This is a genomic window from Bacillus sp. MUM 116, assembly GCF_001866655.1.
Lineage (GTDB): Bacteria > Bacillota > Bacilli > Bacillales > Cytobacillaceae > Neobacillus.
In genome coordinates, this window is the sequence record NZ_MLYR01000036.1 from 25,401 (window position 1) to 47,623 (window position 22,223).

Annotated in this window: 18 protein-coding genes and 5 pseudogenes; 20 read left to right on the forward strand and 3 right to left on the reverse strand. The window is 38.2% G+C overall.

The annotated features are described in order from the left end of the window. Positions 1-222: 222 nt before the first annotated feature. From BIV60_RS10250 to BIV60_RS10305, 13 genes and pseudogenes are all read left to right on the forward strand, one after another. Positions 223-1,305, forward strand: coding sequence for a sugar phosphate isomerase/epimerase family protein (locus BIV60_RS10250; protein ID WP_071355642.1), 1,083 nt, complete (start codon positions 223-225; stop codon positions 1,303-1,305). 399 nt (positions 1,306-1,704) lie between these two features. Then, positions 1,705-3,318 (forward strand): ABC transporter substrate-binding protein, encoded by a 1,614-nt coding sequence (locus BIV60_RS10255; RefSeq protein ID WP_141770445.1) that lies wholly within the window; start codon positions 1,705-1,707, stop codon positions 3,316-3,318. 112 nt (positions 3,319-3,430) lie between these two features. Next, positions 3,431-4,369, forward strand: a complete 939-nt coding sequence (gene nikB / locus BIV60_RS10260) for a nickel ABC transporter permease (RefSeq protein ID WP_071355644.1) — start codon at positions 3,431-3,433, stop codon at positions 4,367-4,369. A gap of 3 nt (positions 4,370-4,372) precedes the next feature. Then, the gene (locus tag BIV60_RS10265; protein ID WP_071355645.1) at positions 4,373-5,281 is read left to right on the forward strand and encodes an ABC transporter permease; all 909 of its coding nucleotides are present in this window, start codon (positions 4,373-4,375) and stop codon (positions 5,279-5,281) included. A gap of 9 nt (positions 5,282-5,290) precedes the next feature. Further along, positions 5,291-6,304, forward strand: coding sequence for an ABC transporter ATP-binding protein (locus BIV60_RS10270; protein WP_071355646.1), 1,014 nt, complete (start codon positions 5,291-5,293; stop codon positions 6,302-6,304). After that, on the forward strand, positions 6,294-7,265 hold the full coding sequence (locus BIV60_RS10275) for an ABC transporter ATP-binding protein (protein WP_071355647.1): 972 nt from the start codon (positions 6,294-6,296) through the stop codon (positions 7,263-7,265). Before BIV60_RS10270 ends, BIV60_RS10275 begins: the two co-directional genes overlap by 11 nt. A gap of 638 nt (positions 7,266-7,903) precedes the next feature. Continuing rightward, positions 7,904-8,986 carry a sugar phosphate isomerase/epimerase family protein gene (locus BIV60_RS10280; RefSeq protein ID WP_071355648.1) on the forward strand — a complete coding sequence of 361 codons (1,083 nt, stop codon included), beginning with the start codon at positions 7,904-7,906 and terminating at the stop codon, positions 8,984-8,986. Next, the gene (locus BIV60_RS10285) at positions 8,979-9,977 is read left to right on the forward strand and encodes a sugar phosphate isomerase/epimerase family protein (protein WP_071355649.1); all 999 of its coding nucleotides are present in this window, start codon (positions 8,979-8,981) and stop codon (positions 9,975-9,977) included. Before BIV60_RS10280 ends, BIV60_RS10285 begins: the two co-directional genes overlap by 8 nt. Positions 9,978-11,846: 1,869 nt before the next feature. Beyond that, positions 11,847-11,945 (forward strand): annotated as a pseudogene (locus BIV60_RS28345) (damage-inducible protein DinB); the annotation flags it as partial. Between the two features lie 194 nt (positions 11,946-12,139). After that, positions 12,140-12,580, forward strand: coding sequence for a hypothetical protein (locus BIV60_RS10290; RefSeq protein ID WP_071355650.1), 441 nt, complete (start codon positions 12,140-12,142; stop codon positions 12,578-12,580). Between the two features lie 325 nt (positions 12,581-12,905). Then, a pseudogene (locus BIV60_RS10295) lies at positions 12,906-13,151 on the forward strand (DinB family protein); the annotation flags it as partial. Positions 13,152-13,223: 72 nt separating this feature from the next. Then, a complete protein-coding gene (locus BIV60_RS10300) occupies positions 13,224-13,709 on the forward strand; it encodes an anthrone oxygenase family protein (RefSeq protein WP_071355651.1) in 486 nt (161 codons plus the stop codon). A gap of 618 nt (positions 13,710-14,327) precedes the next feature. Then, positions 14,328-14,795, forward strand: coding sequence for a DinB family protein (locus tag BIV60_RS10305; RefSeq protein WP_071355652.1), 468 nt, complete (start codon positions 14,328-14,330; stop codon positions 14,793-14,795). Between the two features lie 415 nt (positions 14,796-15,210). Here the strand turns inward: BIV60_RS10305 and BIV60_RS10310 are convergent. Further along, positions 15,211-15,846: pseudogene (locus BIV60_RS10310) on the reverse strand (DinB/UmuC family translesion DNA polymerase); the annotation flags it as partial. A gap of 104 nt (positions 15,847-15,950) precedes the next feature. Between BIV60_RS10310 and BIV60_RS29590 the strand changes: the two are divergent. Further along, positions 15,951-16,313 carry a hypothetical protein gene (locus BIV60_RS29590; RefSeq protein ID WP_071355653.1) on the forward strand — a complete coding sequence of 121 codons (363 nt, stop codon included), beginning with the start codon at positions 15,951-15,953 and terminating at the stop codon, positions 16,311-16,313. Between the two features lie 367 nt (positions 16,314-16,680). On the opposite strand, the pseudogene BIV60_RS30385 reads toward BIV60_RS29590, so the two are convergent. After that, a pseudogene (locus tag BIV60_RS30385) lies at positions 16,681-16,902 on the reverse strand (recombinase family protein); the annotation flags it as partial. A gap of 3 nt (positions 16,903-16,905) precedes the next feature. Here BIV60_RS30385 and BIV60_RS29125 point away from each other — a divergent pair. Beyond that, positions 16,906-17,070, forward strand: coding sequence for an energy coupling factor transporter S component ThiW (locus BIV60_RS29125; protein ID WP_141770446.1), 165 nt, complete (start codon positions 16,906-16,908; stop codon positions 17,068-17,070). Positions 17,071-17,112: 42 nt separating this feature from the next. Here BIV60_RS29125 and BIV60_RS10330 read toward each other — a convergent pair whose 3' ends face one another. Further along, a complete protein-coding gene (locus BIV60_RS10330) occupies positions 17,113-18,039 on the reverse strand; it encodes a DMT family transporter (protein ID WP_071355655.1) in 927 nt (308 codons plus the stop codon). Positions 18,040-18,237: 198 nt separating this feature from the next. Between BIV60_RS10330 and BIV60_RS10335 the strand changes: the two genes are divergently transcribed. The 5 genes and pseudogenes from BIV60_RS10335 (at position 18,238) to BIV60_RS10355 (ending at position 22,161) form a co-directional block, all read left to right on the forward strand. Next, positions 18,238-18,726 (forward strand): Lrp/AsnC family transcriptional regulator, encoded by a 489-nt coding sequence (locus BIV60_RS10335; RefSeq protein WP_141770447.1) that lies wholly within the window; start codon positions 18,238-18,240, stop codon positions 18,724-18,726. A gap of 279 nt (positions 18,727-19,005) precedes the next feature. Further along, on the forward strand, positions 19,006-19,494 hold the full coding sequence (locus BIV60_RS10340; RefSeq protein WP_071355656.1) for a hypothetical protein: 489 nt from the start codon (positions 19,006-19,008) through the stop codon (positions 19,492-19,494). A 181-nt stretch (positions 19,495-19,675) separates the two neighbouring features. Beyond that, on the forward strand, positions 19,676-19,885 hold the full coding sequence (locus BIV60_RS10345) for a tape measure protein (protein WP_071355657.1): 210 nt from the start codon (positions 19,676-19,678) through the stop codon (positions 19,883-19,885). 300 nt (positions 19,886-20,185) lie between these two features. Then, positions 20,186-21,461, forward strand: a pseudogene (locus BIV60_RS10350) (IS110 family RNA-guided transposase). A gap of 493 nt (positions 21,462-21,954) precedes the next feature. Beyond that, a complete protein-coding gene (locus tag BIV60_RS10355; RefSeq protein ID WP_071355658.1) occupies positions 21,955-22,161 on the forward strand; it encodes a hypothetical protein in 207 nt (68 codons plus the stop codon). Positions 22,162-22,223 lie beyond the last annotated feature (62 nt).

Here is a 22,223-nt window from a genome sequence, read left to right on the forward strand (position 1 = left end):
TAGTGAAGGGATTGTAGGAGAACCTATTGGACAATTTATACTGTCCCAAAAAATATCAGATCAAATTGTGCCATCAGAGGGTAATATCAATTAAATCATGGTAAAGGAGAAAAAAGTCATGATGGAAGCTAAAAAGAAATTTTGCAATGTGTGAAAAGCAATCAATTATTCGAAATCTACTAAATACTGTTGAGAAAAGAAAAAGGGAAAGGAAGTTATATCATGCGTATTGGAATTGACGGTAGAAAAATACCTGAGGCGAAAGTGAGAGGACCGTTAGGCACTCTCGATCATGCCAAAAGTCTTGGAATGGAAGGTGTGTTTTTCCGAACCATCCTAGATGTAAGTCCGAATCTTGACAAATCGGTGATCCGTGATGTCCGTCAGCGTGCCGACGAGCTTGGGCTCTATCTTGAAGCAGGTCTTGGCAAGGTAAATCCCTATGCACTTCCCGAAACACCGGAGGTGCGAGATATCGGTGATGGGGATACTTTACTCGGTTTTCGGAGAATGATGGAGGCCTGTGCAGAATTCGATATTAATGAACTTTGGATTTCCACTGCCGGAATAAAACAACAATACAGAGGGCGATTCACTACAGACCGCTTCAGAACTGATGTTTCTTGGGAAGACCAGCTAGAGGCCATACGGCGCTTCATGTTGAAGCTTAAACCCATTGCTTTGGACCTAGGGATCCACTTGAATCTTGAAACACACGAGGAGATTACTACATTTGAAATTCTCCGCCTTATCGAGTCTGTTGGTGAGGATGTTGTAGGGATTGTCTTTGATACAGGTAACATCCATATTCGGGGTGAGCATCCGGTCTATGCTGCTAAGCGCATTGCTCCATACGTACGTCAAACCCACCTTAAGGACGCTTATGTTGAACTTATAGAAGATGGTGCATATTACCAGTCACGTATGATTGGATCAGGTCTTGTAGATTTTACTGCGGTGCTTACTGAACTGAACAAATATCGCCCTGACCTAAACTTAACAATTGAATGTGATACTCCACGATTGGGTGCGGTAAAAGGTGAGCCGCACTTTCTAGAACTTTATAACCCAGAATGGATTGCGGGACATCCCGATCTTTCTCGAGAAGAATTTGCCGCATATTTTGAACTCGTTCGTGACTACACTGAACGTATCCATAAGGGAATGGTCAAGACCTGGCAGCAGCTAAACTCAGAGAACTTTGAATACCCCGAAGCCATCCAGTGTATTGAGTCGTCAAGACAGCACATTGAAAATATCTGTCAGGAGATTGGTATCATGAGGGGAGATAGGGCCCATGCTTAACAAGCTCCCTAAGAGAGTCGGGGGATCTCTACGATTCATCATTTGATGTCCCGTATTCGTTCTTTTATATCTGCAACTAGTGACTGCCGTGACTCGAAAAGTGGAATTCCCTTCGAGATCCATATTGCCAACTCAGTAATATCGATATCTGGATGTATTTCAAACCACCCTTCGTACAGGAACGGTATATCAAGGCATCGACTGGCCGTCCCTGATGGTTCGAATCAGCGCAATTGACCCAGTTGCCTGGTATTGGGAGGAGATCCATCGCGCTGAACTCCCGTTGTTTACACGACAAACCAAAATTTTGCAAGACTTAATTAGAATCTATGAAACTTATTAAATTACGTCATTTTTTTATCGATCCCTTTTAATGCAATAAATGGTTAATGATATTGATTGAGCCGTACGCTTTTAATTCGTTTTTGGATTGTCCCAAAACCATATATAGAGAAAATAGAAAATGTGGGGTGTGAAAAGATGGGGAAAAAATTTTCAGTTTTGTTTATTGTTTTTATTCTGATTGTCAGTGTCATTGCCGGTTGCTCGAGTCAAGCTGGAAATGGTACAACAGGCACAAATAGTACAAAGGATACTCTAACTATTGGAATTCCAGAAGCGCCAGCTTATATGGATCCTCAGATTCAAGCCACACTTGCGTCATACCGTGTAACAACACAGATTTTTGACAGGCTTGTAGCTCTTGATAATGATATGAAGATTGTTCCTGCACTTGCGGAATCTTGGAAAGTAGAAAATCCAACAACTACCGTCTTCCATCTTCGTAAGGGTGTCAAGTTCCACAATGGGGAAGAAATGAAAGCTGAAGATGTTAAATTCAGTCTTGAACGAGCTATTAAAAGTGATGGCGTAAATTACAATTACCTCATAATCAAGGACATAATTATTGTTGATGATTACACAATTAAGATTGTGACCAAACAACCTTTTAATGCTCTATTGTACAGGCTCTCGCTTGATGCAGCAGCAATAGTAAGCAAAAAGGCAGCTACGAGTGATAAAGATTTTAATAAACATCCTGTTGGCGCTGGTCCATATAAGTTCGTCTCTTGGGATCTGGGCGGAGATGTTGTTCTGGAAGCTTTTCATGATTATTACAGGGGCGAACCTAAAGTTAAGAAATTGATTTTCAAGAATATTCCTGAAGCAATCAACAGATCGATCGGTCTTGAAACTGGAGAAATTGGCTTAGCTTATGATTTAGGAATTACTGATTTGGATAAAGTCAAGAACAACAAAAATCTTAAGGTGGAAGAAGCTGCCAGTACAACAGTATATTATCTTGGATTCAATACCAAAAAGCCTAACCTTGATGATGTTCGCGTAAGGAAAGCGATCGCCTATGCACTTAACACTAAGGACATTATCGATATCGTTTTTAACGGTACAGCAACTCCGGCCCATAATACGATGCTTCCACCGAACCTATTTGGTTCCGCGCCTGATACCGTTACGTATGAATACAATTTAGACAAGGCGAAAAGCTTGCTTGCAGAAGCTGGGCACCCAAATGGGTTTAAGACAACGCTTTGGGTTCCTGATACCCAGGTTCTAAAAAGTGCTGCAGAAGTAGTTCAGGGGCAACTTAGTAAGATTGGTATTGATGTTGAAGTCAAGTTAATGCAGTCAGCTTCATTCTATTCTTCTACAGGAAAGGGTGAACATGACCTGGCCATTATGACAAAAACATCTATCGATCCTGATAGTATGCTCAGAGCCATATATCATTCCGAAGCATTTGGACTCTCGGGCAATCGTTCATTCTGGGCAACAAAAGAAGTTGATGCAAAGTTAGATAAAGCAAGTGCGACAACAGATCGTAACGAGGCTAAGAAACTTTATGCAGAGGTACAGAAAACGGTGGCTGACCAACTTCCGGTTATTCCAATAGCAATTGAGCACATAAATGCCGGAATGCAGTCAACGGTTAAGGGCTTTAACTTATATCCTGGAAAAACGCATTCCATATATGGTACGTATTTTGAAAAATAATTTTTGATTTAGGTTTCATGCCGATAATCATCGGCATGAAACTTAAAGAAACTGACGGTCTGGTAAAAGCTGATTTTTCAGGAGAGTCAATTAGAAGTTTGGGGGTTGTCAGATGTATAAATTTATTCTTCGCAGGTTGGCCATGCTGATTCCAGTATTATTGGGGGTAAGTTTTCTTGTTTTTACAATTATGAATCTTACTCCTGGTGATCCTGTTGAGATGTACTTAGGTGATAACTATACGGCTGAGGCGCATGCTGCCATGACTCACGAACTAGGTCTTGATAAGCCATTTTTTATTCGTTATTTAAACTATATCGGACATGCGGTTCAAGGTGATTTTGGTATTTCTTATACAACACATCAACCAGTACTTGATGAAATTCTAGCAAGATTTCCTAGTACCCTCATTCTTGCCATCTCTGCGCTAATTTTTGCTATTGTGGTAGGTGTTGTGTTAGGGACAATTTCAGCAGCAAAGCAATATTCCGCATTTGATTCAGCATCGACGTTTTCTGCTTTAATAGGAGTTTCAATGCCTAACTTTTGGTTAGGGCTAATGTTAATCATAATATTTGCTGCAGGTTTAGGATGGTTTCCATCTTCAGAATTCAGTGGGATAAAGTCCTTGATCCTTCCGGCAATTGCTTTAGGCACTAACTCACTTGCCATAATTACACGAATGACACGTTCTTCCCTGTTGGAAACGATTAGGCAGGACTATGTCAGAACAGCACGTGCCAAGGGAGTCAAGGAGTATAAAGTAATTATTAAACATGCGCTTCGCAATGCGATGATACCAATCATTACCATATCAGGGTTGCAGTTTGGTTTTCTTATTAGCGGCGCTGTGGTAGTAGAGACCGTTTTTTCATGGCCTGGAATTGGAAGGCTTCTTGTTGAAACAATAAAATTAAAAGATATACCTGTTGTATTAGCACTTGTCCTTATGAAAGCAGTAATGTTTACGGTTATTAATCTTACCACTGATATCCTGTACGCATTTTTTGATCCCCGTATTAGGGCACAGTACAAGGCGAGGAAGGTGTAGAGGATGAATACAACAATAATACCAAGAAAGAACAATAAATTTGAACTAATACCGGAAAAGAAAAAAAAATCCGAGTTGGTTTCTATCTGGAAACGATTAAAGAAGAATAAACTGGCCATTGCTGGCTTAGTAATATTAACCCTAATCAGTCTTTTGGCTGTTTTTGCAAATGTTTTATTTGATTATAAGACAGTAGTAATTCAACAAAATGCCGCAGAGAGGCTGCGACCACCCTCTGCAAGCCATTGGCTTGGGACTGATGAATTAGGCAGAGATATTCTTGCAAGAATCGTTCATGGAGCGAGAGTTTCAATTCCTATTTCGCTTGCGACTATTCTAATTGCTACGGTTGTAGGTGGTATTATTGGGGCAATTTCCGGTTATGTAGGTAAAACGACCGACAACATTATTATGCGAATCATGGATATTTTTCTTGCCATCCCCGGCATTTTGTTATCTATTGCAATTGTAGCTGCGCTTGGCCCAAGCATGAGGAATTTGTTGATTGCTATAAGTATAGCGAATATTCCTCCATTTGCTCGAATCGTAAGAGCTTCTGTTCTGTCCATTCGTAACGAAGAGTTTATTGAAGCGGCCAGAGCAATTGGTGCAAATGATGTAAGAATTATTTTTAAACACATCATTCCCAATTCTATGGCTCCAGTAATTGTTCAAGCAACTTTGTGTATCGCTGGTTCGATATTAGAAATTGCCGCCCTAAGCTTCATCGGCCTCGGCATTCAGCCTCCTGCTCCTGAATGGGGCGCCATGCTCAGCGGCGGTCGGCAGTATATTCGATATGCATGGTGGATTTGTGTTTTCCCTGGTATAGCGATTATGTTAACCATTCTTTCTCTCAATCTACTTGGGGATGGATTGCGTGATGCATTGGACCCTAAATTGAAAAATTAGGAGGTAACTATGACTGGCAGCAAACTACTAGAAATCAAGAATCTTAATGTTGAGTATAGAACTGATGATGAAATCGTTTATGCAGTTAACTCCCTTGATTTGAGATTAAATTCCGGAGAAAGCCTTGGTCTGGTGGGGGAGACAGGCGCGGGTAAAACCACAACAGCACTCAGCATTTTGAAGCTTGTTGCTGACCCACCGGGCAAGATAACTAGCGGTGAAATTCTTTTTGAGGGTGAAGACCTTCTTAAAGCAAAAAAGGATTTCCTGCGTCAAATCCGAGGAAATAAAATATCAATGATTTTTCAAGATCCTATGACTAGCCTTAATCCTGTTTATTCCGTTGGCGACCAAATTGCGGAAGTGATTCATCTCCATGAGAAATGCAGCAAAGCCGAGGCGCAGCAAAAGGCTGCTGATATGTTGGAAATGGTCGGTATTCCTAAGGATCGGTATGATGAATATCCACATCAATTTTCAGGGGGAATGAAGCAGCGTGTTGTCATCGCCATGAGTATCGCATGTTCGCCAAAACTTATCTTGGCGGATGAACCAACGACAGCGCTTGATGTAACGATTCAAGCACAGGTGCTGGAATTGATGAATGATTTGAAAGTTAAGTTCAACACTTCGCTGCTTCTCATTACGCATGACCTTGGTGTTGTTGCTCAGATATGTGACAGAGTCGCAATTATGTATGCAGGTGAGATTGTGGAAATCGGAACGGTTGAGGAAGTTTTTGAACATCCAAAACACCCGTATACTATAGGGCTTTTTAAATCAATTCCTACGCTGGATGATAAGGTTGATAGGTTAAAGCCGATAAAAGGGCAGATGCCGGATCCTACTAACTTGCCGTCCGGTTGTTCATTCCATCCACGTTGCCCCTACATGGATGAAGCTTGTTCGAAAACGGAACTAGCGATGACTAATGTCTCAGGCACTCATTCAGTGAAATGTCTTATTCATGAGGGCAAGGTTAAGTCTTATGAGTTTTTGGAGGAAGTCACATATGGCAGATAATATTCTGGAAGTTAGGAACCTTAAAAAGTATTTTAAATCGAATAACGGAACTCTTCATGCAGTTGATGATGTCTCTTTCAGTATTCAGCGCGGGCAAACATTGGGGCTTGTAGGAGAATCTGGTTGTGGAAAGTCAACAATTGGCCGCTTAATACTAGGGCTCCATCAGGCGACAAGTGGGGAAATTCTCTTCAATGGGCAAGACATCTGTAAAATGAATAAGGCGCAAATTCATGATTTACGAAAAGATCTTCAAATTATTTTTCAGGACCCGTTTGCCTCTCTGAATCCGAGGATGTCCATTGGTGAAATTATTGGAGAACCGCTTTTAATCCATAAAAAAGTAAAGCGGAGGGCGGAGCTTGATTCCGAAATCAGGCGCTTAATGGATGTTGTTGGATTGAGTAAAAGATTTATAAATTCCTATCCCCATGAACTCGATGGGGGACGGCGCCAGCGTGTTGGAATAGCAAGGGCACTTTCCTTGAATCCACAGTTCATTGTTTGCGATGAACCAGTATCTTCTTTGGATGTTTCTATTCAGGCCCAAGTTCTGAATTTGCTTAAGGATCTGCAGGATGAATATGGTCTGACTTATCTTTTTATCACCCATGACTTATCTGTCGTAAAATACTTTTCAGACAAGATAGCGGTAATGTATCTTGGACAACTTGTTGAAATTTCAGAATCCGATGAATTGTTTAAAAAGACGATTCATCCCTATTCACAAGCATTGCTTTCTGCAATACCAGTCCCAAACATACGCCAAAAGATGCAGCGTGTAAAACTTATTGGTGAACTTACAAGTCCAATTGATCCTGAACTTGGTTGTAGGTTTGCAAAACGATGTTTGTACAGTCAGTCAAAATGTGTAGGACAAGATCTAGAGCTCAAGGATTTTGGAAATAGTCATTTGTGCAAATGTTGCAGATCCGATGAGTTACTAAATACAACATTATAGCAGTTTCTTTCATTATGATTAAATAAAAAAATATATATAGCACTTTCGACATCAGAAATTTATACAAATTTTACAAATGAAAATATTTCAGGTTTTATAGAAAAAATAAAATAGGCAACAAAGGAAATTTTAAGTAAAAATCGGATATTCGTATCCCTTTAGCCAAAACGTAAACTCCTTTATGATTAATAAAAAAATTGGGTCGTAAACAAGAATAATTGAGAATCAGCGTCACATTTATAATTTTTTTTCAAACCGGAATCTTTGATTTCCTTTGTTTCTTTACACTCGGCACAACACAAATGGGGCGACGGTTTCTTTAATATCTCATTAAGTTTTTAGGTGGATGTTTTCGTTATTACCATAAGTAAGGAAGAGTATTAAATGAAAGAGCTCTGAGTTCTTAGATGATAAAGATAGAACCGGAATATTTACTTTACCCTTAGGTTCCAGCAGCGATGGAAAATTAAGGGTACTAGATACATCCAAACTTCACATTGCCACTTTATCATATGTGTGCAGGGCACGTAGCAGTAGTTGGCAATAATATGGAAACGTCGTTGTCAATATTTCCGCGAATAATATTCTGAATATACTAAATATTGTTGAGAAGTGAAGAAGGGAAAGGAGTTATATCAATGCGTATTGGAATTGACGGTAGAAAAATACCTGAGGCGAAAGTGAGAGGACCGTTAGGCACTCTCGATCATGCCAAAAGTCTTGGAATGGAAGGTGTGTTTTTCCGAACCATCCTAGATGTAAGTCCGAATCTTGACAAATCGGTGATCCGTGATGTCCGTCGGCGTGCCGACGAGCTCGGGCTCTATCTTGAAGCAGGACTTGGCAAGGTAAATCCCTTTGCACTTCCCGAAACACCGGAGGTGCGAGAAATCGGTGATGGGGATACTTTATTCGGTTTTCGGAGAATGATGGAGGCCTGTGCAGAATTCGATATTAATGAACTTTGGATTTCCACTGCCGGAATAAAACAACAATACAGAGGGCGATTCACTACAGACCGCTTTAGAACTGATGTTTCCTGGGAAGACCAACTAGAGGCCACACGACGCTTCATGTTGAAGCTTAAGCCCATTGCTTTGGACCTAGGGATCCACTTGAATCTTGAAACACACGAGGAGATTACTACATTTGAAATTCTCCGCCTTATCGAGTCTGTTGGTGAGGATGTTGTAGGGATTGTCTTTGATACAGGTAACATCCATATTCGGGGTGAGCATCCGGTCTATGCTGCTAAGCGCATTGCTCCATACGTACGTCAAACCCACCTTAAGGACGCTTATGTTGAACTTATAGAAGATGGTGCATATTACCAGTCACGTATGATTGGATCAGGTCTTGTCGATTTTACTGCGGTGCTTACTGAACTGAACAAATATCGCCCTGACCTTAACGTAACAATTGAATGTGATCCTCCACGATTGGGAGTGGATAAAGGTGAGCCTCACCTTATTGAATTTTATAACCCAGAATGGATTGCGGGACATCCCTACCTTTCACGAGAAGAATTTGCCGCATATTTTGAACTCGTTCGTGACTACACTGAACGTATCCGTAAGGGAATGGTCAAAACCTGGCAGCAGCTAAACTCAGAGAAATTTGAGTACCCCGAAGCCATCCAGTGTATTGAGTCATCAAGACAGTACATTGAAAATATCTGTAAGGAGATTGGTATCACGAGAGGAGATAAGGCCCATGTTTAACAAGTTCCCTAATAGAGTCGGGATCTTCGCGAAGGATCTCTGCGGTTTATCGTTTGATGTACGGAATTCGATTCAGGAGGCATTCCATCATGGGCTGAAAGGTTCTTTTATTGGGACTGCCCTCAATGCCAGTCAAACATTGGATCAGTGTGAATTGGAGGATATCCGGCAAGTCGCACAGGAATCAGGTATTACGCTTGGACTCCAGATTGGGATGCTTAATCCCTATCAGCCTGAACGATCCTCCGATGCATTGGAAGTCGGAAACGGGGACCTTGCAAAAGGATTGCTTAAGTTGACGGAGGCAGCTCTCCAGCTAGGACAACCTAATGTGATGCTGGTTGTTGGTAAAGAAGAGGACCGTTTTAATCGTTCAGTGGCTTGGTCCGATCAATTAGCAGAGGTCGCCTCTTTCTTGAAACGACTTGAACCCGACCTCCGTTCGCTAGGGGCACGTGTGCTCATCAAGACTCACGAGGAAATCACTTCTTGGGAGGTTCGTCGACTACTAGAAGTACTCGATTCCAATCTTTTCGGCGTTGCATTCGATCCCGTGAATCTTATCGTGCGCATGGAGGATCCGATTGCAGCAGCAGACCGTCTTGCCGGTCTCATTTGGCAAGTCCACGTTGACGATGCACGTCTCTTGTGGAATGGTCGAGGCTACTCCCGATTACTCTGCCCATTGGGTAATGGGTGTATCGACTGGCCGGCCTTGATGGCTCGAATCAGCGCAAGTGACCCAGATGCCTGGTATTGGGGGGAGATACATCGCGCTGAACTTGATATACCGTTCCTGAACGAGGGCTGGTTCGACACACATCCCGATAACGAAATTGCTGAGGTGGCGACTTGGATTTCGAAAGGAATGCCGCTGTCCGAGTCGCCACTGTCCCTTGTGGGAGATATAGATGAAAGAATTCGCGCTGTTACTAGGCACTTACTCGATGGTGATGCACGGTTGAGAGATATGCATATCCCTCAGGTATAACATTTGGCTTTCGATGAGGGGTATAACGAAGTGTGTTTTCTTTCCTTTATTGAAAGCGTCAATACACTTTTTGGAGTTACGATTCGATTGGAAATTTTATACTCTACCACGTCTTTAAGGCGTTGCAAGTATCATGCACTTATAGGGCTAAATCAAACCACCTGTTGAATGAACAGGTGGTTTGTGACTTAATAATTAATGTAAAAGAGAAACAATTTTGAGTGAAGACAAAATTGAAATTTTACAATAGGTAGAAAACAATCAGAAGCAAATTATTCAATTTCTACAAGAGCTTGTTGCAATCTTGTCCAATAACCCACCTGGACAATTTGATGATGTTCGGTTCTTGGAAGTGGATTTGGAGGAGGTCAAGACTAACGGGATGCTCCGTGTAGCAGGCTGGTCATGGGAGAGTTAGTTAAATGTGTATTACAGCAGAGGTAAATTGTCAAAGCAATTGTTGGAATTATATGTACGGTAAAACTACAGTAGAAATATTCTGTGAGCAAGAGAAAAATCGTTTGAATAAAAATTAATATGTTTTTGTATATATGCTTTGTGCTTCAAAAGAGCAAACTCTTGTATCCTAACGGGTTCCGTTTCCCATCGCAAAATTTGAAATTGCACGCCAAAATGAATTTAAAAATGCACTGTGTTATGCAGTGCATTTTGTCATTTAAACGATTGATTTAATTTTCAACAGTAAATTGTTTAACTAGATGTTCAAGCTGAGATTACAGAAATTTAATTTAGAAATAGCTGAAGATAAGACCAAAATTATTCACTTCGGTCGGTTTGCGGAGCAAAATGCAAATCAAAATGGGATGAGCAAACCAGCAACTTTTGATTTCCTTGGGTTACACACACTATTGTGGGAAAAGTAAACAAGGAAAATTTCGAGTGCAACGGAAATCTAGTAGAAAGAAAGTACAATATAAACTAAAAGCAACGAAAGAATGGCTGAAGAGTAATAGAAATAAAGATATTCATATGATAATGGATAGATTTAAACGTTCACTAATAGGTTATTACAACTATTAGTGCATCTCTGATAATACCCAAAATGTTAACAACTTCAAAGACAAAATCGAAAAGTTATTGTTTAAATGGCTTAATAGAAGAAGCCAAAGGAAATCCTTTAAATGGGATAAATTCATTCTATTTCTTAATAAATATCCACTTCCATCACCAAGATTAAAAGTGAATATATACGATTTAAGAAAAGAGATTAGCTACATTCTGTAAATGATAACTAGGAGGAGCCGTGTGCGTTGGAGCAGCCGTCAAGGCTGAAAATCTTATGGAGTGAAAGTCTCCTGTTGTCAATTGACCGATTCAGACAACTAGCCTATTTATAGGTTTATTATGGAACAACTGGATAGCTTGAGCAATGGTAGTGAAATCGGTAACAATCATCATGAAAACGTAATCATAGGCTATAAAAACGGATTCATATGCTTTTTTCTTATTTTTTTGTGATTTTTCTCGATTTCTCATAGTTAACCTTATTATCTAAGTGAAGTGTCACTTTAGGAGTTATTTTGCATCTATTTTAAGTGTTATTTTGCACTATAAGTAAATATAAAAAAGCCCAATTTCTCAGCCATTAAAATTGAGAAATTGGACTTATTCGATATTCCGGAAAAGCGCCCGATTCTTGAATAAGAAGTTATTTAGTTTTTTTGAACTAGAATGATTGTGTTCAGAAACGGACGAGTTTTGGAACAAATAATAAAATGTGTACTTTTTTAATTTTGTTCAGAAATCGTCCATTTAGTTAAAGATCTCATCAGATAAGTAATATTAATTAAAGGAATAATACATTCTGATAAAGAATATTTAAAAAAGTGATGATAAGGAGGCGATTGTATAGCTAATCATGTAGAAAATCTATATCACTATCATGTATGGGCAAATCAACGGATTATGGACCACTTTAAGACACTTTCTCCTGAGAAATTTCAAAAGAGTAAAATACACGTGTAAACATATTTCAGACACAATTGCAGCAGCGTAAATACAGACAAGTCAAATTTAAAAATCCTTTGAAATTAGGTGCTTTCTCCTTAGTATGTCATTTTCTTCTTACGGTACGGTCACCACGATAAGGAAAAATCGAGTGAAATATATGTAATCTTAAATAAAAGGTTGGAGGAATAAAGATGAATACAGTGAGCGACAGAGTCAAAGCATATTTTAAGGATTTTGAACGGGCGAACAATATGTATGATCCAGATCTTCTCAATCCCCTAGTGAGTGATCCTCTTGTGGGCGCTTATCCGTCCGGCGTTGTACAAGCGGTGAAGAAAGAAGATTATCTGGCAGGGACGAAAGAGTCCGGTGAATATTTAAAATCCTTAGGCTATAGGTCATTCAAGCTGACCCCCGTGGCAGAAACACCCTTAAAAGATAACTATGTATTAGTAAAGGTTCTTGGAACGGCAAGAATAGAAAAAGAATCAGATCAGTCCTTCGATCTCGTCCATGATTCATTCTACATTTTACATATGAAAGATGACTCGATTAAGATGGTCTTTACTATTACTCATGATGAACCCACGAAAATGATGGAAGATCAAGGTTTTTTAACAACAGAACCATAAAAAATCATGTTCAAGAAAACAGGACGCTTCCAATCCTCTTTTACTCGTTCCGCGATAGCGATTTCGCACATTCAAGTGTATCTAGGAATGCGCCCTTTAACGGAAGACCGTTCAACAGTATTAACCTTAGCTTTACGAATGTATGACGGTAAGGAGAGATTAGATTCATTTTCGCTATTCAACAAACGGGCGCAAGAATTGAACAACGATGAACTGTCTTAGAAGTGCAATTTTCTTGGTCTTTAAGCAGTTAAAGATCAATTTAATTAAAGGAATAATTCATTCTGATAAGAATATAAAAAAGTGATGATAAGGAGGCGATTGTATGGGTAATCATGTAGAAAATCTATATAACTATCATGTATGGGCAAATCAACGGATAATTGATCATCTTAAGACACTTTCTCCTGAGAAATATCAAAAGGAAATGAAAAGTGTCTTTTCTTCTGTTTCAAAGGTTTTGTCACATATCTACTTAGTGGACTATGGATGGCTTAATATCCTCGAAGGTCAGAATATGAATGAAGCAATGCAATCTTCATTGCAACTTCAAGAAAAGATAGATAATCTATGATATTTAACATAAGCAGCTAGAATTGTTTGCTACTTCTATGTCATTTGCCTAGACTGGGGTGTGGAATACTTGCATGACAAATTTATCTCATTATTAATCTTTTTTGCAGCTCTTGGATCAGGGTTAATTGCTGGTACGTTCTTTGCATTTTCAACTTTTGTAATGAATGCCCTCGCCCGACTTCCTTCACATCATGGAATTGCAGCCATGCAATCTATAAACATCGTCGTACTTAACCGACTATTTCTCACCGTATTTACAGGTACGGCACTAGTAAGTTTGATTCTTTTACCCATCTCATTATTTAATTGGAAAGACACCCCTGTTGTATTTATATTTGCTGGAAGTTTGCTGTATCTTCTAGGCAGCTTTCTCGTCACAGGAGTGTGCAATGTACCCCTTAACGATACTTTAGCGAATTTAGACGTAAAAGATGCAGCAAGTGCAAGTCTATGGAAAGAATATATTGTAAAATGGAAAGCTTGGAACCATGTTCGAACGATCGCAAGTCTTACGGCTATGGTATCATTTATTCTCGCGTTATTGAGAAGGTAGTCGTAACTGGTTTAACAAGTATGCTTCAACCGCACCAGAAATTTAATCTTGCTTGGCACATAGAATTGTCAAAGGTAGTCGCAATCACAAGAAGCCCCTAGTAGGGCTTTTTGTATTTATTATTCCTTTCGACTTACTAAAAGACTACACTTAAGCATGGCACAGGGAGACAACCTAGGAGAGGTTTTAATTGCAGACAGGTGCCCTTCTTTTTTCGGAATAGCGCCCTTTTCTTGAATAAACAAGAAGCTCATATTAGCCGGTATTATTCCGAAGTAATGATAAAAGTCCAATTTCTTAATTTTAATGTATTGAGAAATTGGGCTTTTTATATTTATTTATAGTGCAAAATAGAGCTTAAAATAGGTGCAAAATAACTCCCAAAGTGACAAGAAAAAAACGGATATTTTCGTAGTGTACAAAACTTACAACTTTTAGACACATTAATTTTTAGACTTATTCCAGAAAAGGGCCATTTAATGAAATAAGGCTTATGAGCTAACTGCAGTTAATTTGTAGAAGGATTTTTGTAATTTAAACAGAATAATTGTATTTACACCTAGAATTTGTAAGTGAGTCATTTATCATTAGTATCAATAATTAAGGAGGCGACCAACGATGGTCACGACATTAGAGCAATTTCGCGAAATTTTGGATGGGAATCGTCGTTTAACCATTCAAACAATTGAGGCTTTCCCTGAAGACAAGTTATTCACCTTTGCACCGGTCGAACCGCTGCGGCAATTCTCAAAAATGATTTTAGAGATACTAGATATTGAACGCGCATATATACGCGGTATCGCTCTCGGTGAATGGGAATATAGCCAACCTTTTGCTGGTGTTTCGACCAAAGCGAAACTTTTAGACGGTTGTCGTGAAACAAAGGAGGATGTGCAAAAATGGTGGCCAAAAATCACCGAGGAACGGTTGCACACCGTAGAAAAAGATCCCTTTTTTGGAGGCGAAATGAGTCATTTCGAACGTCTACATTATGCGTTGGAAAATGAAATCCACCATCGGGGCCAAGGTTTTATTTACTTACGGTTACTTAGGATTGAACCGCCAGCGTTTTGGGAGAGACAATAAAAAGGGACAACATTTTCATTTAATCCGGATTCGTTCCGGTTTTTTTATATCGGGGAAGTACCAGCGAAACTGTCATTAGGCCTATTAGGGGTCCTACAAACTAAAAGCTCAAAACATACGCTAAGGGATTGTACAGAAAATGAAGAGTTACTTAACACCTTATCGTCAAAGGGTTTATCAGGGGTTATTCCTTTTTAAAGTGTTCAATCACTCATTCCCTAATCAATGTTCAGTAACTTACTAAAATATAAGTTTTTTAACACAAGTGATTGTCTTAGCGTATGAAAATGCATATAAATCCTTGTCGAATTTTGCTTAACGTATGTTTTGCGCGAAATGTTGGCGAGAGCCCCATATGGCCATGTTAAAAAAGGTAGACTGTAGCTGAATATAAAAAATCCTCACTAAAGAGGATTTATTGTTTATGACCACCGACTAGTCTGGACCGGTGTCTTGCTGTACCTGCAGCTGTAAAAGATACTGCTCTTAAAAGAGAAGCCGATCCATATTTACTTCTTATTTTATCCACTACATATCCAATATCACGTTTCTTCCATCCATCAGCATCAAACAAGTTAAGCTGCATTTCGTAATCGTTCTCCAATTTACTAATTGACAATGAAACCTGTCTAACTGTTTGCCCTCTATAGTTTTCCTTTAATAATTCAAGACAAATATTATAAATATCTATTGTAACGTTAGTTGGTTCTTCAATGGTCCTAAATCGATAAAACCCACCACCAAACTCATCCTTACTATAACCAAGTCCAAAGCTTATGGTTCTGCCGACCTTTCGAGCATTCCTTGTTCTTCGAGCAACTTCTTCACACATTTCTAAAATAACCGTTTTAATTTCTTCTTCATTTTTATAATCACGCAAAAGAATTTGGCTTTTTCCATAGCTAACTTGCTTTTGTATAATGGGAGCACCTAGCTCAGATAGATCCACCCTCCAAGCATGATAATAAAGCTGATTGCCCATTATTCCGAATTTCTTTTCAAGGAATTTTAATTCGTATTTTGCAAGTTGCCCAATAGTAAAAATCCCCATACATTGTTAAATTGCCCGAACAAATAAAATTTGCAAATTATGCTTACATTGCCCCAGATTACGATTCGGACGGTCGAAGAATAAAACATACTGTAAAAGGAGTTATGCATCGGATTGCTGTGACAGTTTTTCCAGAAAAAACACAGTCGTACATTTTATTAAGTTGCTTGGAGAGTGAGAAATCAATATATCAAAACTTATTTAATCAACTACAAAATTCATCGATAGATAAAATAAAGGTTTATTTGTCAATGTTCTTGCCATTGTATTCGGAAAATATGGTATTAAGCCCGAATATATGGAATAATTGGTATGAAGAAACTCGAATTGCTTATACCTTTTATGCAAATCGACAGGGAAATGATACTATTATTTATAGTAAAACTATTGGAATGTTTTTACGAAATGCTGCAAAAAGCACTACTTTTGATTATAATAACAGAGGTAAAATAGATTTATTTATATAAGAACATATGGGGAATACCCTAATAACAAGGAAGGATTAGTGCTCTTCCTAAAGTTGATATTTCCTTATTATGTTAACGGGTATATTTCATGAATAAGTAACAATTGTTTATTCATTTACCTAAGCCCTTAAAAATGCCCATTCTGTTATTCTACAAAATATCCTTTACTTGAATAACATTTAGAATTAAACGACTTTATTGTTATATTTTTAAGTACTAAAGCATCTTACATCAAAAATTAAACAACTATTTTAAACCCCGTCCTAAATTTAGAACGGGGTTATTCATGTTTGGGGTTTTAAAATTAAATAACTTTATTGTTACTTTACAAATGTTGAGTGGTTGGTGTTTTTACTGGTTTATTTAATTACTCGTATTCTTTCACTTTCCGGTAAAATGTTGCTTTGGTCATATTAGACTGCTTCATAGCCTCTACTGCTGTGATCTTATTGTTTTTCCATAGTTTGTACGCTTGTTCGAAGTCTTTTGTAATCACTGTCTTTGGTCTACCTAAGTGTTTTCCTTTTGCTTTTGCTACTGCAATCCCCTCAGCTTGCCTTGTCTTAATTTCTTCACGTTCCTTTTCGGCGCAATGGTTTGTTACCCGATTGCGGCCCTATTACTTGGCAAAGAGGCTACCTTATTCGGATTCATTTCGGCATTTATACTTAGTTCGTTTGGCGGTGCCTTGATTGCTTTTGTTTGCATTAAGATTTTTTTCAAAAGAAAAGTTCTCTTATTAGATAAAAATTTATAATGATTGACTAGTGCGATTCCTTTAAGGAGGAATCGCACCCCGTTATGAACCAAATTTTAAATGTACTTTTGTTGATTTTCGCTTACTCTTCCTGTTCAAGCTTGAACCAAACCAGGAAAATAGAAAACACCCGGTAATGACGATTATGCTGCCTGCAAGTTCAAACCAAGTCATCCTTTCCCCTAAAAAGAAAAAGGCAAGGATGGATGTAAAAATAGGGTTAAAGTTTAAAAAGATTCCTGAACTGGTTGCGCCGATTTTTTGTACCCCGATATTCCACAGTACCATACAAACTACAGTTGAAATCACTCCGGTATACAGGATTGCCCATAGGAAGCTTGAATTAAAATTGTAAATTTGGAAGCTAGATAGATTGAATGGAACTAGAATGACCACTCCAAACAATCCGGAATAGAATGTTGCCAGCATGGGTGACATTTTTTTCATCGCCCATTTACTACAAATCGAATAAAGCCCCCAAATAATTACGGCTGCAACCATCCACAAATCCCCAATATTAAAACGAAGGGAAAATATATGTGAGAGTTCCCCTTTCGACAATACCATCAATACCCCTAAGAAAGAGATTCCCATTGAAAATATTTGCATCGTTTTTAGTTTTTCTTTTAGCAAAAATGCAGAAAAAATTGCAATGGAAATCGGGTTTAATGTTGAAATCAATCCAACATTTGTAGCGGAAGTTTTTTCAAGGGCAAAAAATTGAAAAAGATTGAAAAAAACAACCCCAGTTACTCCCATAAACAGTAATGGGAGTATGGATGCTTTTGGAGGAATCAGTTGTTTTTCTTTATTTAAAACAATCGGGAAAAGGACCAGGATAGCAATTAACCATCTTAGAGTTGTAATGGTCATTGGTGAGGCATGGCCGACAAGAAATTTACCAAAAACAAAATTTCCTCCCCAAAGAAAACTGGTTAGAAGCAATAAAAAAACATAAAAAATTGGCATTTTGATTGGCCCCTTTTTAATTTGATAATATTAATAATTGTAACAGAATTGATGATTCTGTTATTATTTATTTTGTTAATTTCAATAAAGTGCGAATAATTGATGGGAAAATGAAGGATATAAATAATTTTATTAATTTGAAATATGATAAAATGATGGCAAACCATCAAATATTCGGTAAAAGGGATGAGGGAGAACATGTTCGATGCAATAGAAGGGATTAAATCCTTGGATGCGCTTGACCGTAAAATCTTGGATTTACTGCAAATGGAAGCACAGCTCAGTAATGCCGAATTGGCAAGAAGGGTGAATCTTTCACCACCTGCGACTCATGCCAGAGTAAAGCGCCTGGAGAATGAAGGGTTTATTGATCGCCATGTAGTGGTTTTGAATTCCAGGAAGCTTGGAATTGACTTACTTTGTTTTATTTTTGTCAGCACAAATATTCATCAAAAGGAACAGCTTGAACAATTAGAGAGTGCAATGAATTCGATGCCGGAAATTCTTGAATGTCATTGCTTGACAGGGGAATATGATTATTTTTTAAAAGTGGCCAATCGAAATCGCGAAGAGCTTGAGAAATTTATTCGAAAATTAAATTTACTTCCTGGTATAAATCGAATCCAAACAAGCTTATCTTTAAGAGAGATAAAATTCACCACAGCATTACCGATTAACAACGATTAATATCTCCTAGTATTTTGATTTCAGTAAACAACTTTTTGATGATCTGCAAGCCTTTAAGGCTTGAGATGTTGCCTTAAAGGCAACATGCAATATTCTTTAAAGAATCTAAAACGTGAAAGAGTTTGTGAAGGAATGTTCTTAAGCTAACTCGGGGCATTGTTTCACAACAAACGGACTGTTTTCGGCAGTCCTTTTTTGTTATCGTTATTCAACTAAAGTGGCAGTTTAGTACAATAAGAAAATGTTAAAATAAAGAAAAAAGGAGTGGGGAGGGCCGAAATGAACACCATTTTAGAAAAGTTCTTTGGTTTAAAAGAAATACTAAATTCTTTCGATGGACTTGAAAAAAAATATAATTGGTTACTGACTGATTTAGATGGGTTTTACACCGAAAATTTCTTAGATTATGTTGAAGATTACCGGATTTTTGAAGAGAGTAATAACTGTCTTGATACCTATTGGATTACGGGTGAAAATCTAGCCAGACTGGCTAATTGCAAAGAATTTTATCCTATATGGGGTGTTTTCTCAGCATTTGATAAAAAGGAGACGATTGATTTAGATGATATTAAAGAAGAACCTTTTGCTGATGGAAATCCGAATTTTTGGGTTAAAAATCCTAAAATCCAACATCCAAAAGCAGTCGTTGAATTAGTTTTTTGGGACTCCTCCTTGATTCTACTCCTTAGCAAAGATGATGACTTCTCTATAAATTTTCGGAACACTTTTCAAGGCTGGAAAGATTTAAATTCCTACAACCAGTCGTAAACCTTTTTCAGCTACCGAGTGCAATAGTTGCAAAATTGGTGGCATTTTTGTTATTGTCATGACGGTTAGGATATTTAAGGGAGTAAATTATTCATCGCGTAATTCTGTCTTTCGAGGACAAAATATGTTAAGGGATTGTACTGGAAAAGCACTGCCCATTTTTTAATAAGGAGTGAAATGAATGGCTGATAAAAACGAACGCAATCGAGTCGATAACGATGCTGGTGAGGCTGTAGGTACTATTGTTGGTGCTGTCTCTGGTGCTACCGTGGGTCTTGCTTACGGTCCGATTGGTACTGTAGTAGGAGCAATTACAGGTGGAGTGATGGGTAACAATCTCGGCGAAGGAGCCGATGAAGCTAATGACGGTGATGCGAATCGAGAAGATTAGATTAATACAAAGAGATACATGCATTAAGACTTTCAAAAAGGGAGTCCTTTTATTTTTCTATTAATTAATTCAGCTTTTTTAGGTAAATTTCCAAAAAAGATTGTGGAATGTTTCACTTAAAGTAACGGGTGCTTGAGTTCAGGAAGGATTGCTGCGGCAATCCTTTTTTGTTGTTGTGCTAACGTGGCAGGTTAGCATTCCTGTAGATCGTTATTTTTCAACTTTGAAAAAAATAGGGCTCCTCAGTAAGATATGAGTATAGACATCACTCTAACTCTCAACTTTAGGAGGAACCCTACTATGAAGTTTAAAATGCAAAACAAACAAAATCAACTAATAGAAAGAATTTCACTTAAACATCTTGTTGTTGGCGTGGATATTGCTCAACAATTGCACGTAGCCAGAGCCGTAAATTTCCGTGGAATTATAGTCGGAGATCCACTTACATTCAAAAATAATGAAGAAGGATTTGCTAGTTTACTTGAATGGATTAAAAGTCTTCAAAGATTAAACAACCTAAGTGAAGCTATAGTTGGGATGGAACCAACTGGACACTACTGGATCAATCTTTCAAAGTGGCTTAATAAACATCATACTGAAGTGGTAACTGTAAACCCTCATTTAGTAAAAAAGAATAAAGAAAACCGTGATAATACCCAGTCAAAAAGCGATAAAAAGGATGCTTTAGTTATAGCTGATATGGTGAAGAACGGTTACTACTCAGAGGTTAGGTACACATCAGAACCATTCGAGAAATTAAGGGTACTTATGTCTAACCGTGATGTAGTAGTTAAGCGCCTTGTTAGTTCTATCAATCAATTAAATCGTTGGGTAGATATTGTTTTTCCTGAACTCCGACAGGTGTTTAAAGATATTAAGGCTAAGGGGGCAATAGCAACCCTCCGTTTATTTCCGTCTCCCAAGGAATTAGAGACTATGCAGCCTCATGAGGTTATTGCAGGTTGGAAATCTATAATGAAGAGACAGCCTGGATTAAAAAAGGCCCTATTACTCCTCCAACTAGCTAAGAAATCTGTTGGTACTAGACAAGCACTTGATGCTTATAAATTTCATTTAGAACAGTTATTAGAGGAATACGATTTAGCTGTAACACAACTCGAAAGAGTTGAACAACAAGTAACTGAAGCATTAAACAGAATTCCTTTCGCTAAGAAGCTTCTTACCATTAAAGGAATTAGTGAAATTTCATTGGCTGGCATATTAGGTGAGGCAGGAGACTTAAGTGGTTTTTCTCATGGTAATTCTCTTCTTCGCCATGCCGGGCTCCATTTAGCTGAAGCAAGTTCAGGTAAGTGGAAAGGCCAAATTGTCATTTCAAAGCGTGGACGTTCCAGACTAAGGCGATTCCTTTACTTAGCGACAATGAGCCTTGTGATGAATAACCCAGAATTTCAAGCAATACATTCTCAAAATGTCAAAGTAAAAAAAAGTGAAGAAAATGAAATCAATTATGAAGCTAATCGGTAAGTTGGCAAGGATATTTGTGGGTATATCTAGACGAAATGAATCCTATTGTCCTGATAAGCTTAACCCGTTATCACCAATAGCAGCATAATACCTAACAGAATTGAAGATTGTTCGTCTTCTTGAAATAAAAAATATAAAACACTTATATTGACCGAATGTTGGCTTATTCGTAGGATTTCAAATATGTACGGAGTACCAGATTTATTGAACATAAGGGCTCTGACCCATCAGGTTAGCATGACTGGCCTCCACCCCTTGGATAGGCATGACGAAGGAATGATAGGGCAAATGACCCGTTGAGACATGGGAGGGAAAGCCTCCAGGGGCGGCGTGGAGAATGTACATCATATGGTAAAATATGGAGTTGTGATTCACTCCTTTATTTCACTATGCCTTCACGAAGCCAAATTGATCTGAAATCATTTCATTTAATCGTTAACTCCATATCAAGGGTTATGAAATCCTGCGAATAAGCGAGTATTCGGGAGAAAATCGTATTAAACTGAGGGAGTGCAATAAGAATTTACATTTAAATATTAATAAAATAAACATATATGTTAAAATGTGGTAAGGTGGTTGTTATGAAAGAAGAAAATAAGCCATTTAATGATGTAATAGACCACATGAATAAAAATAGAAGGAAATTCTGCAAATGTAAGCAAGAATGCTGTAAAAAAGTTCCCAAAACCATTAAAATATTTTGGGTTTTTTATGGCTGGCTTCTTATCAATATCCATCTTGTTAATGATTATTTTAAATTTATTCCACTAACGATACTTGATTCTTAACTGGCTGTCATCCAATGGCGGCTTTTCTTATTGGAGTAACGGGGCAGGTTTGTTCATCAAGA